The 17,523-nt window shown below is 59.1% G+C and carries 13 protein-coding genes and 1 pseudogene; 2 read left to right on the top strand and 12 right to left on the bottom strand.

Annotated elements, in window-relative coordinates; genetic code table 11:
- Positions 1–3 precede the first annotated feature (3 nt).
- From VEB01_RS15085 to VEB01_RS15135, 11 genes are all read right to left on the bottom strand, one after another.
- Positions 4–4,116: a chemotaxis protein CheB gene (locus VEB01_RS15085; protein WP_324876829.1), complete on the bottom strand. Its 4,113-nt coding sequence runs from the start codon at positions 4,114–4,116 to the stop codon at positions 4–6.
- Positions 4,117–4,693: 577 nt separating this feature from the next.
- The gene (locus VEB01_RS15090) at positions 4,694–6,445 is read right to left on the bottom strand and encodes a BatD family protein (RefSeq protein WP_324876830.1); all 1,752 of its coding nucleotides are present in this window, start codon (positions 6,443–6,445) and stop codon (positions 4,694–4,696) included.
- A gap of 50 nt (positions 6,446–6,495) precedes the next feature.
- Positions 6,496–8,358 (bottom strand): VWA domain-containing protein, encoded by a 1,863-nt coding sequence (locus tag VEB01_RS15095; RefSeq protein ID WP_324876832.1) that lies wholly within the window; start codon positions 8,356–8,358, stop codon positions 6,496–6,498.
- Between the two features lie 91 nt (positions 8,359–8,449).
- Positions 8,450–9,430, bottom strand: coding sequence for a vWA domain-containing protein (locus VEB01_RS15100; protein WP_324876834.1), 981 nt, complete (start codon positions 9,428–9,430; stop codon positions 8,450–8,452).
- On the bottom strand, positions 9,427–10,062 hold the full coding sequence (locus tag VEB01_RS15105) for a DUF4381 domain-containing protein (protein ID WP_324876836.1): 636 nt from the start codon (positions 10,060–10,062) through the stop codon (positions 9,427–9,429). The genes VEB01_RS15100 and VEB01_RS15105 overlap by 4 nt, the downstream gene beginning before the upstream one ends.
- A gap of 2 nt (positions 10,063–10,064) precedes the next feature.
- Positions 10,065–11,015 (bottom strand): DUF58 domain-containing protein, encoded by a 951-nt coding sequence (locus VEB01_RS15110; RefSeq protein ID WP_324876837.1) that lies wholly within the window; start codon positions 11,013–11,015, stop codon positions 10,065–10,067.
- A gap of 60 nt (positions 11,016–11,075) precedes the next feature.
- Positions 11,076–12,224, bottom strand: coding sequence for a radical SAM family heme chaperone HemW (hemW, locus tag VEB01_RS15115; RefSeq protein ID WP_324876838.1), 1,149 nt, complete (start codon positions 12,222–12,224; stop codon positions 11,076–11,078).
- A gap of 93 nt (positions 12,225–12,317) precedes the next feature.
- Entirely contained in the window at positions 12,318–12,653 is a 336-nt protein-coding gene (locus tag VEB01_RS15120; protein ID WP_324876840.1) for a hypothetical protein, read from the bottom strand.
- 87 nt (positions 12,654–12,740) lie between these two features.
- Entirely contained in the window at positions 12,741–13,262 is a 522-nt protein-coding gene (locus VEB01_RS15125; protein WP_324876842.1) for a gluconokinase, read from the bottom strand.
- 51 nt (positions 13,263–13,313) lie between these two features.
- Positions 13,314–14,681 (bottom strand): DUF2254 domain-containing protein, encoded by a 1,368-nt coding sequence (locus VEB01_RS15130; protein WP_324876843.1) that lies wholly within the window; start codon positions 14,679–14,681, stop codon positions 13,314–13,316.
- Positions 14,682–14,879: 198 nt separating this feature from the next.
- Positions 14,880–15,635 carry a hypothetical protein gene (locus tag VEB01_RS15135; protein ID WP_324876845.1) on the bottom strand — a complete coding sequence of 252 codons (756 nt, stop codon included), beginning with the start codon at positions 15,633–15,635 and terminating at the stop codon, positions 14,880–14,882.
- 437 nt (positions 15,636–16,072) lie between these two features.
- Here VEB01_RS15135 and VEB01_RS15140 point away from each other — a divergent pair, with 437 nt between their 5' ends.
- Together VEB01_RS15140 and VEB01_RS15145 are read left to right on the top strand one after the other, a co-directional pair.
- Complete coding sequence (locus tag VEB01_RS15140; RefSeq protein ID WP_324876847.1) at positions 16,073–16,810, top strand: tetratricopeptide repeat protein; 738 nt, start codon at positions 16,073–16,075, stop codon at positions 16,808–16,810.
- Positions 16,811–16,944: 134 nt separating this feature from the next.
- The gene (locus VEB01_RS15145) at positions 16,945–17,427 is read left to right on the top strand and encodes a hypothetical protein (protein WP_324876849.1); all 483 of its coding nucleotides are present in this window, start codon (positions 16,945–16,947) and stop codon (positions 17,425–17,427) included.
- Here the strand turns inward: VEB01_RS15145 and VEB01_RS23240 are convergent.
- Positions 17,393–17,523: pseudogene (locus VEB01_RS23240) on the bottom strand (IS701 family transposase); the annotation flags it as partial. The gene VEB01_RS15145 and the pseudogene VEB01_RS23240 overlap by 35 nt on opposite strands.

Below are 17,523 nucleotides of genomic sequence, written 5' to 3' on the forward strand. Positions count from 1 at the left end.
ACTTCAGGAATTTTCCGCCCCGATGGCCAATAAGCGCTCCAGCGCATCGGGGTCTACGGGCTTGACCAAATGGCAATCCAGGCCGGCCGACTCCGAGGCGCGGCGATCTTCTTCAGTGCCATAGCCGCTTATCGCCACGAGGAGCGCTTTTTCCATTCCGGGTAAGCTCCGCAGGCGCTTGGCCAGTTCATAGCCGTCCATTCCGGGCAATCCTATATCCAATAACGCTACCTCGGGTTTAAAGGTCGCCGCGATATTCAGCGCCGTAGGTCCGTCGTAAGCGACCTCGACGCTATGTCCCGAAGCGCCGACGATCAGCGCGGCGCTCTCGGCGGCGTCATGGTTATCGTCGACGATAAGCACCCGGCGCGGCGACAATACCATCTCGGATTGCAGGGCCTTTGTGTCTTGTGGATTATCATCGATCCCTTGCCATAACGGCAGATACACCAAAAATTCGCTTCCGAGGCCAAGTCCGGCGCTTCTGGCTTCCACCCGGCCGCGGTGCAGCTCGACCAGCCGGCGCACTAGCGTAAGCCCGATCCCGAGCCCGCCCTCCATACGATCCAAGCTTCTATCCGCCTGCACGAAAAGATCGAAAATGTGCGGCAGAGCCTCCGGGCCGATGCCTCTGCCGTCGTCGCGGACCCGCAGCACGACCTCATCTCCCTCGACCCGGAGAGTGACTTCGATGTGACCACCCGGCGGCGTGTATTTGGCAGCGTTGGAGAGCAGGTTTTCGACGATCTGTTCCATGCGGGTGGGGTCCGCCTTGATGGACAGCGAGTGGCCGGGCAGATCCAGGGCCAGCTTGTGCCGGCGGGAGTCGAGCTGATATCTCACGATCTCCAAAACATGGACGATTAGAGGCACGAGATCGATCACCTCTTCGCGCAGCTCGATTTGGCCGCGCGTGATGCGCGCCACGTCGAGCAGGTCGTCCACGATGCGGGTGAGCTTGGTGAGCTGCCGGTCCATCATGTCGTGGATTTGCTTGACCGGAACCTTGTCCGGGTTCGCCGTCTGCATGATGTGAAGCCCATTGCGGACCGGCGCGAGAGGGTTGCGCAGTTCGTGCGCGAGCATGGCCAGAAACTCGTCCTTTTGCCGATGAGCCTCGCGCAGGGATTCCTCGATTTCGTTGCGCTCCGTGATGTCGCGATTGGTTTCGAGTACGAGAGGCGGTTTGCTCCGCTGGATCACGACGGTATTCCGGCTGTCGACGGCGATTCGCTTTCCGGTGCGGGTGGTATGGATGACTTCGCCGACCCATTGCCGGTCTCGGGCGAGTATTCGCTCGAACTCCTCGGAACTGATGCCGCGTTCTGTATTTAGCAAGGCATGGCTTACTTGCCCTATCGCCTCGGAACGCTTGAACCCGTACAGCTCCTCCGCACCCCGGTTCCAATACCGGATCCCGCCGCCGAGCTCCCACATCAGGATGGCTTCATGGGCCTGGTCGAGAATTTCGCTTTGCTGCCGCAAGGCAGCCTCGATGCCGCGACGCTCGGTGACATCCTGAATCGTCAGGAGGATCAGATCGTTCAGATGATCCTCTCCGAGCAGTTTATAGGCACTCAGGTTCAGGATGCGTTCGCCGATTTCGGGATATGCCTGGATGATCTCATAGTCCTCTAGAGTCCTTCCACCCTGCGCCACGACCTGGAGAGACTCCCTGATTTCCGAGCGATCCCATAAGCCGTTGCCGGTATCGTAGAGACTATTGTTCTGGACGGCCTCCGGCTTGGCCCGAAACATCTCGAAATAGGCCCGGTTGGCGCGTTTTACACGAAGATTCCGATCGAGAACCACTAAAGCGTCGCGCATGGTTCCCAAAATCGCCTCGTTGAAATCTTGCGCATTCTTCAGTGTGAGGTTGACCTGACTCAACTCGTGATTGCGGATTCTCAGCTCTTCATTCGCCGTGGCGAGTTCCTCATTGGCGGACTGCAATTCCTCCTTGGCGGTCTCGAGTTCCTCGTTCGTACTCTGGAATTCCTGATGAGCGGACAATAGCTCTTCTTCCAGTGCTCTCAGTTTCTCCTGGCAGGCTTCATGGGCCTCGGTGACGGATCGCAAATGGTGCTGCGTGGCATCGAGCTCCCGCCTCAGCTCTGAAAATCCGGATTGCGTCCCGGTCTGCGACGGCTTAAATAGGCCGCCGCGTCGGGTCAGAGCCGAGGAAACTCGGCGGAACCACTCGGCCAGGGTATCAATTCCAAGTCGGGGCGGCTGATTTTCGAACAGTATCAAGAAGAATTGTGCGGTGCCTTCAGCGTCGTTGAGCGGCAATACCTCAAAGTGAATGTGCCGTTCTTCGCCTTCGGTACTGATGCGGATGTTCTCCCTTCTGGCGGGTTGTCCGCTCGACCGCGTCTCCCGAACGGCTTCCGACAGCTCGATAAAAAGATAGGTTTGAGCCAGACTTTTCAGATTTAAGCTTGCCGATCCTTGCTGATGCTCGAGAAAAAGTCCGGTATGGCCGCGAAACTGGAGGACGTTCAGATCGTTATCGATCAGCACCCCGGCCGGGGCATAGCGCGCAAGAAGGATATTGTCGGCTTGCCTTTGGGCCAATCCGGGATTTTGGAGCGGCGCGGACGTTTCTGCCAGAGCCTTTTCAGTCTGAAGTGTCCGCTGTTCTCTCCCGCCGAAGTTCAGCAGCATTCGCCCGGGCACATTCTTCCTCACGTAAATGCTCCAATTTTTATTTAAGGGTTCGAAGAGATGCGAGCCTTGTGGACCGATATTCTCGGAAGGGCCGAGAGCCAGGAATTTACCTGGATTGAGGGCGTAATGAAAGGTTGACATGACCTGTCTCTGCAAGCCCGGATCCAGGTAAATCAGGAGATTGCAACAGCTGATCAGATCGAGTTTGGAAAAGGGAGGATCTTCTGCCACGTTATGTTCGGCGAAGACGCACGATTCCCGGATTGCCGGGATGATTTGATAATGGCCGTCGGTCCGGGTGAAGAAACGCCCGAGCCGTTTTTCAGAGATATGAATCTCGATGTTTTCGGAATAGCGCCCGGCCCTGGCCAGACTGATCGCCCGTGGATTGATATCGCTGCCGAAAATCTGGATCGGAAGATTGACCTTTCGCTCATCCAGAAATTCGAGGAGTGCCATGGCAATGGAATAAGCCTCTTCGCCGGTCGCGCAGCCGGGCACCCAAATACGGATCGGATCGCTTGGGGATTTCCCTTGCAGCAGGCGCGGAAAGACTTCTTTCTCCAGTCCTTGGAATGTCTCGGGGTCCCGAAAGAACGCGGTAACCCGGATCAGAAAATCCTGACACAATGCCTCGACCTCGGTGGGCTGATCCTGCAGCAGGGCGAGATAATCGGAGAGGCTTCGGATCTTATGGAGAGCCATTCGGCGCGTGAGCCGCCGTAAAATGGTCTTGCGTTTGTATTGGGTAAAATCGAGCCCGCAATTGGCCAAAATGACGCGGAATATCTGTCTCAGATCCTGTTCGCTGTTCGCCAGAGACTCCAGGTCGGCGGCCGCCAAATCGGCTCTCTGGCCGAGGCTTACGAGCTCCCGGGCGATCTCTTTGGGCGGCAAAACGAAGTCGACGCATCCCATGCTGATGGCGCTGCGCGGCATCCCGTCGAACCTGGCGGAGGAAGGATCCTCCGCAAAAGCGACTCCGCCGCCGGTTTTGATCGCCTTAAGTCCCTTGGCACCGTCCGATCCGGTTCCCGACAACACGACTCCAATGGCTTTTTTTCCCAACTCCCGGGCCAGGGAGCGAAAGAGATGATCGGCCGGTAGATGAGGCGGAGAACGCCCCTCGCGGCTCTGAAGCCTTAGGCAACCGACGGAGACGCTTATGTCCGCATCCGGCGGAATGACGTAAATGCGGTCCGCCTGCACCGGCATGCCGTCACGGGCCTCGACGATCGGCAGTTTGGCGGTCCTGGAGAGGATTTCCGCCAGCTTGCTGTCATGATCGGGCGATAAATGCTGGGCGATCAGAAAGGCCAAGCCTGTGCCGGGCTCGATGGCTTGAAAAAGATCCAACAGAGAATTGAGGCCCCCCGCCGAGGCGCCGATACCCACCATGGCAGGGATGCTTTCCGCCGATTTCAAGCGGTCATCGTCTATTTGCATCTTGTCGTTTCCGGGGTTCATCCGTCGTGCGCTAAAGCGTTTTCAGTTCTGACGTACGGTCTGAGCAGCGTGAGGCGTTGTATAGAAAAGGAAGCCACCGTTGGCGGCAACTTTATTTTGAAGCGGGTCTCGCCCCGCAGGCGAGTTACTTTTCTTTGCGTGCCCAAAGAAAAGTAACCCAAAGAAAGGGCACCCGGATGGCGCGCTGATCCTGCGCATCTTACCGTGAGCCAGGGGCGACAAAAGGCACGCTCCCTGTGCCCTTTGTCGCCGCGCGCGATTCCTCGCGCGCCCCTGCGGGCTAATCCGGCTCAAGGTGGCGATGCTCGGGCGCGCCATAACGGGACCATACAGAAAACCCATACATCAAATTTTAAAATGCTCTAGTCAAGGGGGGTCTCAATAGCGTTGAGAAGGCCTTATCCGTCTTTGCACAAGGAGACGCGTAGGCCGCGATAAGAATCGCATTCCCGCCAAACGGCGCAGGAATGCCGGACCCATCGGCCAGGAGCCGGTTGGCACGCGTCTTTACTTTTTCAAAGGGGGGAGACGAACCGGCCCTGCGCTTGAATCGGTTTTAAATCTTATATAAAGGCTCCAAATCCGCGGACATGGCCGGTTCATCCGCGGCCTTGGACATGGTAATCGTGTAAGACCGAAAAGTCGCCCAAAGCGTTTGTCCTTGCCATCCGGCTTCCGGATTTCGGTAAAGCGCCCGGTTGAGCCGCTTGATCTCACGGCACAATTCGCCGCTGCAACGGCGCTCCAACTCCTCCAAACCCATCGGGTAAGCCGAAGGCCAACGATATCCCGCCCAATCCAGTAGGCTCTGACGCGCTCCGGTGGCGTCATTCTTCTGGCAGGCTATCCTCAGCGCGGCCACGGCAGGGAGTTCCGACCGGGAGTCGTCCGGTGGCCGGGGTACAGGGGCTTGCCGGGATTTCCGGCTAAGCCACCAAGCCGCCGCCGTTCCGAGCCAGCCTATGCCAAACAGGAGAGCCAGCCAGAACCACAGCGCGGTTGCGGTCGGCGTACCGCTCGGCGGCAAGGATTCCGATTTCGCCCGGCCTGCCTGCGGCTCCCGGTTCGTAGCGGGTGGGGCGGTTTCCGGCGCTTGAGCCCCCGGCAAGACGGTCAGGGCGTGCTCGGGAAGCCGGGCGATTTCCATGCGCTCGGTCTTCGTGTTCCACCAGGGAATTTCGATAGGCGGAAGCCGGTAGGTTCCGGCATGCGCGGGAATCAGCGCGATTTTCTCCTGCCGGACGCTGGCAAGGCCGGTCGTCAGCTTTTCCTCGTTCAACAACGGTTGGTCGGGATAGCGCTTGATATCCCCGGCGGACTGCGGGGACGCTTGCGGCTCCAGTTCGGGCAGCAGCCCTACCGTTGCCCCATCGGCCCGCAGGGTGACGGTTCGGGTGATCGGTTCGCCCGCCGTGGTTTGAGGGGCGTTCTGCGACCATGAATCCTCGATTTCCAGACGCTCCGCCGGCAGCCAATGTTTGCCGGAAAATGCCGCCGGAATCGGGCGGACGTCCAATTCCACCGGGTCGGAATGCACCCGCAGAACGCGGGTCGATTGATTGAAAAACTGATTGAACATCGACCGGCCGCCGGTCGCGACCTGGGCCTCGAGCACCAGCGGTTCCAAGCGGAGAGGCCCGCTCTTCTGCGGGAAAATCGCATATTTCCGTTCTATCACCGCGTACTGCAGACCGTTGCGGTGGGTCCTGTATTCACGGTTTTTGCCGAGTTCTTGAATCAAGACATTGTCGGCCGAAGGCTCGCTGAGGTTCGCGCCGCTGAAATGAATGCGGCGCAACACTCTGACCGTGTAGATGACCTGGGCCTGGACATAGGGGTTCTTCGGCTCGGCCTCGACTTCGAGAAACAGCTCCTCGCCGTTACCGGTCGTTGCCGAGGGCGCCGATCTGACCACCTGGACGGTCAGGGGCTCGGAGCGGTCGGCTCCGAAGGCGATGGGCGGCACGGTCAGGGCGCCTTCCCGCTTCGCCATGACCGTGACCTGCCATTCCGTTCGCCTGCTGAAGCCATTGTTGCCGAAAGACATCTGGCTGCTTTGCGCTTGGCCGAGGACGTCGAAATCCTTTTCCAGCGGGCTGAAATCCGGATCGTCGTCCGGCGCTTTTTCCGCCGAGAACACCAGGGTGAAGGACTCCTGCAGCGGCGCCGGGTTACGGTCGGCGGTCACGCTGATCGCCGCAGCCGAAGCGATCCCCGCATGGAATAGAAAGACCAGCGGCAATAGACGGAGCAAATGGGCCGGAATCGACAGGTGCCCTGTAAAGCCTAGGTACTCCGCAAGCGTCATGCGCCGGCCTCGGGACCAAAAAAGACGTGGGTACGAAGAAAAGAGTTCGGTCATGGATTCGACTCCCCGTCCTGAATTCGTTGCCGCTGCCGGTATTGGTAATAAAACTTGCGTTTCAAAAGGCCGCCGGGGTCGTCGGGGATGCGCCGCAGCCATTGCTCCTCGGCTTGCCGGGTTTCCTCGCTCTTTCCCGTCTCCGGTGTCGCGGCGGCGGTGTCCTGCTGGCCGCTTTCATCCGGCCGTTGATCCTGCGTTTGTCCGGCGGCCTGTTGTCGTTCGGATGCTTCCTCGGGCTTCTTTTTGCCGTCCGCATCCGGCCGGTTCTGTGCTTTGTTCTCCGGTCCGGAAGAGGTATCGGAGCCTTCCGGCGGCTTCGATTCGTCGCTCGATCCATCGCTCGGCCGGTTGTCTTGCTCCTGCTCCGACGGCTCGCTGGCCTTGTCCTTCCGATCCTGGCCGTCCGATTGATTTTGTCCCTGTGACGCTTGCGAGGGCTCGGATTCCGAATCCTTCGGATTCTTCTGCTGATTTTCCTGGTGCTGTTGTTTCTGCTGCTCTAGGGCCTTTTCGACGAGTTCCTTGTTATAGCGGGCGTCGGCATGGTTGGGATCCAGCTCCAGAGCTTTCTGGTAAGCGCTGATGGCTTCCCGGTAACGTCCCTGGCTGGCGAGGGCATTGCCGCGATTGTAATGGCCGGTTACCGAATTCGATCCCTCCAGGGTCTTGGCCGCTTCCGGGTAGCGGCCGGCTTTGTACTGGGCGGCCGCTTTCCAGTCGGGGTTTTCGAACCGGCTCGCCGCTTGCTCGTGATTTCCGGCCCGAAAAGCTTGCTGCGCCTGCTGGTCGGGCGTCCGCCACAGACTTTGCCAGTCCAGGGCCTGTGCGTCGTTCGGAACGGGGACTGCCAGGATCAGCAGCCAGGCGCCCAGCCATCCGCGACGAAACGAGACGGCCGCGAGCGGCAGGAGGACCAGCAGCAGCCAAGCGCCGTGTTCCTGCCATTGATCCACGTTTAGGGTTGTTTTGTTCTGCGTATCGGCGGCGGCATGTCTTTCGAAAAATCCCAGCAATGCGTCGAGATCGCTCGATGTAGCGGTGAGATTCCGGTAAACACCTCCCCCGGCCCGAGCCAGCTTCTGCAACGCGTCGCCATCGAGCCGCGGAATCACGATACCGCCCTTTTCATCCTTCAAGAATCCTCCTTCGGGCAAGGGTATCGGTGCTCCCTCCTCGGTTCCGGCACCCAGCACCGAGACGCGGTAGCCGTCGGCTTTAAGCCGGCGTACCTCATTCTCGGCCTCGGCCGCCCGATCTCCGGCCGTGACGAGCAAGATGTCGCCGGATCTTGAGCCGGCTTGCCGCAAGAGCCGGGCGGCGGATTCCAGGGCCAGATCGAGGCGCGCGCCCTGGACCGGCATCAAGCCGGTACTGAGGGCGGAAAGTTGCGCGGTGATGGTGGCCGAATCGTTCGTCAGCGGCGTGACGGTGAATGCATCGCCGGCATAGACGACCAAGGCGGTTTGGCCGTCCTTGCGTTCCCTCAGAATATCGGCAATTTTGTAGCGGGCACGTTCCAGGCGATTCGGCTTGAGATCGGCGGCATCCATGGAAGAAGAAAGATCGAGCACGACGATCAGGGCGGCGACATTGCGAAACGCCGGCGCGGGCAGCCGTTCCCAGACGGGCCCGGCCAAAGCCAGGGTGGCCATGATGCCGCCCAGGGCTGCGATCAGCAGCGGATGCCGCCGGTTTCGGCCATCCCCGCCGATGAGTACATGGGGCAGCAGCGCGTCATCGCAGACGTCCTTCCAGTCACCGGTACTCCGCCGCCGCCGGTACAGTCCCCAAAGGAGAGCCGCGAGCGGCAGGACGGCCAAAAGCCACCAGGGTCTCAAAAAATGAAAATCGGTCATGGGCAATCGTTGTCGCGATTCATGGACTCAGCTGTCGAAAAAAACCGTAGCGAGCGGACTCGGGCCGCGCAGTAGGTTTTAGCACAACATCTCATTCGCGCAGTTTGGTTACGGCCAAGAAGCTCGCCAGCAGTAGAGATGCCGCCAGGGGCCAGGGATAAAGCTCGGTCCGCGGGCGGTAGAAATGCTTTGCCCGCTCCACCGGTTCCAGCTCGTCCAACAGCGCGTAGATTTGCTCCAACTCATTGGTATCCCGCGCGCGGAAATAGCGGCCTCCGGTTTTTTCGGCGATGCCGTTCATGGTTACCTCATCGAGATCCTTGGACGGGTTCACGCGCCGCGTGCCGAAAAGATCGCTGACGACCATCTGATCGGCCCCGACGCCTATGGTGTAGATTTTGAGCTTTTCGCGCGCCGCGAGTTCGGCCGCCTGCATGGGAGAGACCGCGCCGGCGGTATTGGCCCCGTCGCTGAGAAGTATCAGCACCCGCTGCTCGGCGGGATTGTCCCTGAGGCGCTTGGCGGCAAGACCGATGGCGTCGCCGATGGCGGTCTTGTCGCCGGCGAGCCCGATCGCCGCCTCGTCCAGCAGGATGTGCACCGTGGTGCGATCGAAGGTCAAAGGGGCCTGCAGGTAAGCCTGCTCGCCGAACAGAATCAAGCCCACGCGGTCGCCTACACGCCGCTCGATGAACTGGCCGGCTACCCATTGGGTCGCGGTGAGGCGATCCACCGCCCGGCCTTCAAGGAAAAAATCCTCGATTTCCATGCTCCCGGAAAGGTCCACCGCCAGCATCAGATCGCGACCGCTCACGGTTTGCTCGATGGGCTCGCCGAGCCACTGCGGCCGTGCGGCGGCGCCAACCAGCAGCAGCCAGCCGGCGAGAGCGATCCAGAGACCATACGGCTTGACGCGTTTTACGCCTTGGGTTGACGGGAGCTGTTCGAACTCCTCGATAAACGGCGTCCGGAGTGCCGCGCGACCCGGCTCCGGCGCCGCCGGCAGCCAGCGGCGCACTAGCCAGGGCAGAGGCAAAACCAGAAAAACCCAAAACCAGGCGAATTCGATCATGATTTCAAGACTGATCGGAGCTTGTGCATAAACCGTCGCGAGCGGTTCGAATCCGTGCCGAGAAGCGCAGGCGTACAAGGGGGTACGTTGAGCATCGCAGGTGCGGAGTCGGATCGCGCAGTAGGTTTTTGTACAAGCTCTCGGGTGGGGGTGGGTTTTTTCCGGGATGACACAACGGTTTCAGGCAGGGCTTTCAGCCAGTCCCGGCAAAGCGCCACCAGGCTATCCATATCCGCTTCGCCCACCGGCCGGTAAGGCGCGTCCAGCAGCGCTCGGCCGGCACCTTGGGAGAAGCGCGGCGTCTTGAGCGGCCCGTCGAGCCATTCCAGCCAGGCCTCGCCGGTAAGCCCCGCCACCTCTTCACGGGGGTGGGCGCTCAGGCTGGCCCGGCGCAGCAGAGCGGACAGTCTTCTCAATTTCTCGGTCATTCCCAGAGTCGAGTCCGTTTGCAGCGCGTTCAGCTCCCGCAAAGCAAGTTTCGCCACCGTGACTCGCCGCCTGCGGCGAACCAGCCAGATCGCGGCGGCTGTCAGCAAGAGGGTTGCGGCCAGTACGATCCACCAGCCGATCGCGGGCGGCCACCAGCTTACGGGTTCCGGCAGATGAATATCGCGTAATGGCAAGGGTTGCATGATTAGGCGCGGGAAAAGGATGGGCGGCAGCTCTGCTGCAGAATGAGAAAAGGCTCGTCCGTCGTGCGGCAGGGAACGAAGCGCATGCCGTGACGACGCGCCAGATCGCGCAAGCGTTCCTCGCGCGTCCGGAAAGACCGTTCGTAGGCGTCGCCGGTTCGCGCATCGGCATCCAGCAAAACATCGCGGCGTCCGTCGCTGAACCGGTGGGGCCCCATGGGCAGCCGTTGTTCCAAGGGGTCGAAGATGAACACCAGCACCAGATCGCAGTGACGGGACAACCGGCTCAGACTGGCTTCGCCGGCTGCGGTCAAATGCCGGAAATCGCTGAACACGAATACCAGGCTGCCCGGACGGGCGTGGCGGGGCAGGCGTACCAAGGCGTCTTGCAAGGAGGCTTCCGGTGTGCCCGCGCTTTGGGGAGCGGCTTGGTCCACCAGCATTTTCAGCAGTCTCAATACCGCGCGATGGCCGTGCTCCGGTTTGAATTCGACGCTCTCGGCTTCGGAGAAAATCTGTCCGCCGACGCGGTCGCCGTGCCGGCGGGCGCTCCAGGCGATGAGCGCGGCGAGCCGGGCGGCCATGGCCGATTTGAACATGCCCCGCGTCGCGAAAAACATCGCGGACCGATAGTCCACCGCCAGGAACACCGGCCGTTCCCGCTCTTCGCGGAAAAGCTTGGTATGCGGCTTTCCGGTGCGCGCCGTGACGCGCCAGTCCAGGTTGCGCACGTCGTCCCCCTGGGCATAGGGGCGTGTTTCGTCGAACTCCATGCCGCGCCCCTTAAACGCCGAGAGATACTGTCCGCTCTGCAAGGCGCGCACGGTCGGCCGGGCCAGCGTCAGTCCGGCCGCGGGCTGGCTGAGGCGGATCAGATCCTCGAGAGTCGGCCGGACGAGTTCGTGGCCGGTATTCGGCGTGGCGACCGAGGCTGCGGACGATTGGGCGGGCATACGGGTGATGGTTCGATATTCCGGTTCAGGTTCAAGGCAGACGACTTGTCTTCGACAGCGTTATCTCAGAAAACGCTGCAATACATTATCCAGGAAATTCCAGCCGGTGTCGGTGCAGCGAATGACGCCGTCGCATCGTTCGACTAATTCGGCGTCGATGCAGTCCGAAAGTTCCGGTTCAAGTACGTCCATCGGCAGCCCGGTGCGTTCGCCAAAAACCGGTTCGGCGAAGCCTTCCCGGAGGCGCAGATGATTCATCAGAAACTCGAACGGCAAGTCGTCCCGCGGGACCATGGCGCGCCCACCCTGCCGGTCCGGCTGGCCGGCGAACTCAAGATAATGCTGCGGGTGTTTGATCTTCCAGGTGCGCGTTATGGTTTGTCCGACCGTGTCCGTGATTTTACCGTGAGCGCCCGCGCCTATTCCCAAATAATCCCCGAATCGCCAGTAATTGAGATTGTGCCGGCAGCGAAAATCTTCGCGGGCATAGGCGGACACCTCGTACTGGTAATAGCCGTGGTCCGCCAAAAGCGCCTGACAGCTTTGTTGTATGGCCCAGATGCGGTCGTCCCCGGGCAGGCGCGGCGGGTATTTGTGGAACACGGTATTGGGTTCCAGGGTGAGCTGATAGAACGAGATATGGGTCGGATTCAGACCGATTGCGGTTTGAACGTCCTTCAGCGCTTCGTCTAGCGTCTGGTCCGGAAGGCCGAACATCAGGTCCAGGTTGAAGTTGTCGAATCCCGCTTCGCGGGCGAGTTCCGCGACAAGTCGCGCCTCTCGGTCATTGTGGATGCGGCCCAGCTTTTTCAGATGCGTCTCGTGAAAGCTCTGGATGCCGATGGACAAGCGGTTCACGCCCGCCTCGCGAAAGCCTTTGAACTTGCCGATTTCGACAGTCCCAGGATTGGCTTCCATCGTGATCTCGGTATCGGCCGCTATGTCAAGCCGCGATCGGATTCCATCCAAAAGAAGGTGAATCGCGGCCGGGCTGAACAGGCTCGGGGTGCCGCCACCGATGAATATCGTCTCTACCCGGCGTCCCGCAACCGAGGACGCTTGTTGTTCGAGATCGACAAGCAGCGTTTCGACGTATTCGCGTTCGGGCAGCACATGATCCGCCACATGCGAGTTGAAGTCGCAATAGGGACATTTTCGCACGCACCAAGGGACGTGGATGTATAGGCTAAGCGGGGGTATCAGAAGCATGGTCGGCGGGTATTTTAACCCGAGATCCGAAGAATTGACCGCGAAAGCAACGGCGGTCGACGCCTCCGATTCCCAGGCGCCGACCGCCTTGGATTAAGGGCGCAACGCGTAATAGGCGAGGAGCGCATAGCACGTTGCGGCCGTTCCGCCGTGCAGCAGAACCAAGGCTCTAGGCTGTATGCCTTTGGCACGTTGAAACGAAATGTACAGCCCGGCGGCGATGATGGCGAGCGCCAGGCCGATAATAATGTAGAGACGGGTATCGCCTTTCAGCGCGACCATGATCACCAGAGTCGATCCCAGCAGCGCCAAGCCGCCATGGATCAGGGCGAACAATCGGGAACTGCCCCGCCCCTTGAAGGCGTCGATTCCCATGCCCGCCCCCATGAATGCCACCAAAGTAAAAACTGCAACGGACAACATCAGCATAATCTTCTCCTTAAGAACCCGATGATTGACAAGATCCCGATTGTAGGGAGGGGAGGCGTGAACGGCAAGCCGCGCCGGCCGTTGAAATTACCTAAGTATTTCGGCAAATCGTTCGTCGAGACGGCGGACAATGGCCTCCACAATGGCTTCCGGCGGTTCGCTGATATCGATCGTTATGGCATCGGCGGGTTCCTCGAGTGCCGCGAACTGGCTGGGAAGGAGATCTGCCGGCATGAAATGCTCGCGCCGGTGCGCGAGCCGGTCGCGAATGAGCTCGGGGGAACCCTTCAGATACACGAAAACCACTTCGCGATACCCTCTCGATAAGCGCTCTCGGTACCTTTGCCGGAGCGCGGAGCAGGCGATGACGGTGGAGCGCCCCGCGCCTATGGACGCTTCGATCAGTTCGGCGAGCTGGTCGAGCCACGGTTCCCGGTCCGCATCCGTCAAAGGCTGATGCCGTGCCATTTTCGCGATGTTTCGCGCGGGATGGAAATCGTCCCCATCGAAAAACGGCCAACGGAGGCGTTCTGCGAGCCGCTTTCCGATAGTCGATTTTCCGGAGCCCGAGACCCCGAGGAGTACAACGATGGCGACTAGACGCTCCACGATTAGAGGCGACGAAGCACGATAAATACCGACGGCGCAAGAAAACCGGTGCTAAGGGATTCCATCACCCCTGCCGCAATCCGCCCGTGAGCCGGATCCCAGAAGCGTTTGCAACACTCGCCCGTAGCGTTCCTCCAGATCGGCGCGGTCACTGGAATCCGGCAGCTTGGTCAGGGTGTCCTCATAGATCAACCGGGCGTGCCGCGCCAGAGCGTTGCGATACGGCGCCGGCAACTCGGTCTCCGCCAGCACGGCGGTCATGTCCAGGAGGCGAATCGCCACCGCCTCGTTCGTCCGGGCGTGCTGGCGCAATTGGTTGAACGCGGCATCCAGGATGCCTTCATAGGTGTAAGGATCAGTGATTACACAGATTCGCCCATCGGCACTGCGGCAGAGGGGCGAGGACACCCTCCGGCCCGCCAGAAACGACAGTGCCGCTCCGAGCCAATCGATGCAATTAATGGCGGTGAAGGGGTCGTTGATGCCCGGCGAAAGGGCTCGGACCGCCACTTCCACCAATTGGTCGACGGCAAATTCGGCGTCCTGGATCAGCGTGCGCTGCGGCCCCAGCAGAAAGGACTTCCCGATCTCTCCGGCGATAGTCTCCGTTACCGCTTCGCGCGGTGAAGCCAACGCCAGCGCATACCCTTCGATGATGAACTGTCCCGGCCGTTTGAGCAGATGCACGAGCAGGTTGTGCCGCTCCGCAATGTCCCGAATCCGCTCCAGTTCTATGGCGTCCAGGTAGCCGTTGCCGGGAGCCGGAATGCCCGAGGCATGCTCCGCAAAGTCGGCCGGCAGTTGCCGCTCCTCCTCCGCAGGGTTATCCCGCCCATCGGGGTCGGAGGCTTCCGGAAACAAGTTGCCGAAAGTTTCGATCAGGCGTGTGCCGACGTTTTCGACGATATTCGGCGCCTGGATGAATGTGGCGACCCGGTGGATGAAATAGATCAGCAGCCCGAAACTGAACACCCCGAAAACCAGAGCGATGCTGACCGAGAGGTGGGGAATCTCTGCCCCGTCATCGGTCGAACGGACGCGGGTCAACACCAGAATGCAGTAAATGAAGGTCCCGATGAAACCGCCCAGCACGATCTGTGTCCCGCCTTGCCGCATGAAGTTGGGCAACAGCCGTGGCCCAAACTGCGCCGAGGCATTGGAGAGCACCAGCATCGCGATGGAAAACACTACCCCGGCCACCGTGATCGCCGAAGACGCCAGCGTGGACAGAATGGCTTGAGCCCCGGGGGCGTCCATCACGTAAAGATCCGAGAGAAACGGCAGATATCGCTCCCGGGCTTCGCGATCGATCAGAAACAGCAATACCGCCAATGCCGCGGCAGTAATGGACATGATGGTGGGGACGAACCAGTAGCTCGAACGGAGCGTCTCCCAGAGCTGGACGAGGCGAAACTTCATAAACCTTGAGACCTCGCCGGAGCGCCGGCAATTCCGGGGAAGTCTGGCGAGCGTTTCACCGGATTCGGCTAATGCGAGTGGGCGAATCTAAGCGGATTGGCTTATATGATGAAGCCTGGACGTCGCTACGCTTCATCCAGGCTTCTATGCTTGGCGTCTCTCAGGCTTTCACAAAATTGTGAAAGCTAAAAGGCAGGCTCACTCGAACCAAACGGCATGGGATGGGCGACTGAAATCGCTGCCGGTAAAGGTCCAAACGTTTCGTGTGTTGGCGTTGGCGCCGCCGACATCAGGAAACGGGAGAGCAACGCCTTGCGCCCGGCCCCAACCCCAGTCCGGGTGAAAGACGTCGCATAGTATCGGGGTTTCCCCATAGAATCCCGAAACTATAAACCTGTCGGACTGGTAATGGACAATGATCGGATCTGCGGAAACTCCGCCCTCGTTTCGAACCTCGACGTAATACTCTCCGTAGACTGAAACGCTGCCGGCTGGAATGTGCTTGCCGTCACTTAAGTCGATACCGTTGGGATCGGTGACCATGAGTATCCAGCCGCCGTCGTGCATGGTAAACCCTCGGGTAGGAACCCAGGTATCCGAGAGGCTATATACCCGATAGGCCATGTCATCGTTCATAAAAAAGGGCGAAAACATGATGCGCTGTTCGGCTACCAATTGCTCGATGTTGATCCCGAACACAGTTTCCATGTGTTCGATCGCTAGAGCACGGTGTTCGGCAATTCGCGCGGGGGTACGATGGCGCACGTCCTCGTGGTAACGAGGATCGAAAATGATCATTTTATTCGGATCGAAAACGCCGTTGGCCATGAGAAGTCCGGTCTTGACAAAACCGGATGCCGAAGCGGCGACGTGACCGGGTCGAGCACCATTTGGCCCAGCGAATGCGGACAAGGCCTGGCAAAGCAGAACCAGCACGACAACTTTTCTAAACATGCACATCTCCATGATTGAGTGTTTTTGGATTTGAGAAAGTGCTCTGGGATAGACAAATCGCCCCAAGCAAACTGGATGAACGAATTTTTGATTTAGATTCCATGTAGTTCCAGTGATTGCTCCCATGACTGTTTTAAGTTTTTACGGCTAAGCCCTTTAGTAACAACAATTAGTCACTTTTGAGGGCCAATCCGGCAAGTTTTTGGCACAAAGTGAGCTATAGGTGCCCTCAAAAATTATGCGTCAGAGAGTTAATTATTTATGTGTCCGAGAACACAAAAGCAGTATATTTTTAAATTCAAATTTATGAATTTATTCAAAAAAGAGCGAGGACACTCGTCGTAGTGCGCGAACCAAGCTCGCTGTTCTCTGTCCATCGAGTGTGGCTCGATGCCTGACCTCGATCCTTCCATGAACAACAATAAACGAGACATCTGATGGAAATTGCCGGAATCTTCATGCTGCTCATCCAGATCGGATTCGCCGTCCATGCGATGCGCCACGGCCAGTCGTTCTTGTGGGTGTTTCTGATCATCTTTCTGCCGTTGCTCGGCTGCATTCTCTATTCGGTGATGGTGCTGCTGCCCGAGATCATCCAGAGCCGCACCGCCAGGCAGGGTTCCAAGGCCCTGCTGAAGACGCTCGATCCTCAAAAGGAACTGAGAAAGCGCCGCGAAGCGCTGGAAATGTCGGACACCGTAGGCAACCGGAGCGCGCTGGCGCAGGAATACCTCAAGCACGGCATGCTCGACGACGCCATCGAGCTTTATGGGCGTTCCCTCACTGGGATGTACCGCACCGATCCCAACCTCTTGCTCGGCCTGGCTAAGGCGCTGGTCGAGACAAAAAATTTCGAAAGGGCGCGGGAAACGCTCGAAACGCTGTTCGAGGCCAATCCGGATTTCGAAAACCAGGAGGCGCACCTGCTTTACGCCCGGTCTCTCGAAGCACTCGGCGAAATGGACCGGGCCTTGGACGAATACCGCGCACTGGCCAAATATTCCGCAGGCGCCGAGGCCAAATGCCGCCATGCCCTGCTGCTGAAGCGCATGGGAAAAACATCGGAGGCGCGGGCTTTGTTCGAAGAAATTCTCAAGGACGCGAAAGTCGCGTCGAGGCACAGCTATCGATTAAATAAGGAATGGGTGGATATCGCGAAGCGGGAAGTGTCGTAGATCAGTCGGCTTGTGGTTGGTCCGACAGCATAGTTCTTCGCGCAACCGGCGTGCCTCGCAAGATTTACAGACCACTGTAATCAAAGTAATGGTTGAGGCTCGTTCCAAATTCAATATCGCGTAGCTATTCCACCATGATCGAAATGCAGCGGCGAATGCTATACACCCCTATCTTTCACATCGACACTAACCTTATCAACGCTCGGGGCTCAATTCCCGCTATGAACCAAATCGAGAAGTGGGCCGCTGACGAGATCATCTTGGTAAACATGTCTGGTGTGAGCTTCAAAGAAGCGCTTGCCGGAAATAACCCAATTCGCACAAAGAAAACTTTCGCTCAATTATTCACCCTTACCGACGAGAACATCGATATAACTTGCCAACGCTACCGTGAGATAGAAAACGCAATCTTTCCTGGAGGCGCAAAAAACCAGAACCAGCACAACGACGTGAAGGTTGTTTACGAGGCCGCGCATTGGAATGCCATATTGGTCACCCGTGATGGCGCTTCCAATAATCAGCCTGGCGGAATTTTAGGTAATCGAGACAAGCTGCGCGGCCTTGTACGAATAATGTCAGGACTTACGCAAGACGCATTTCTAGCGAAGGATTTTTAAGTTGTCGAATAAGGTAGTCATCCAGTAAGCCGTGCTTGAGTTGATAGACCGTTCGACCGGTTTGAGCCGCCAAGGACTTGAGCCGGACCCAGACCA

The organism is Methylocaldum sp., assembly GCF_035627495.1.
Classification (GTDB): domain Bacteria; phylum Pseudomonadota; class Gammaproteobacteria; order Methylococcales; family Methylococcaceae; genus Methylocaldum.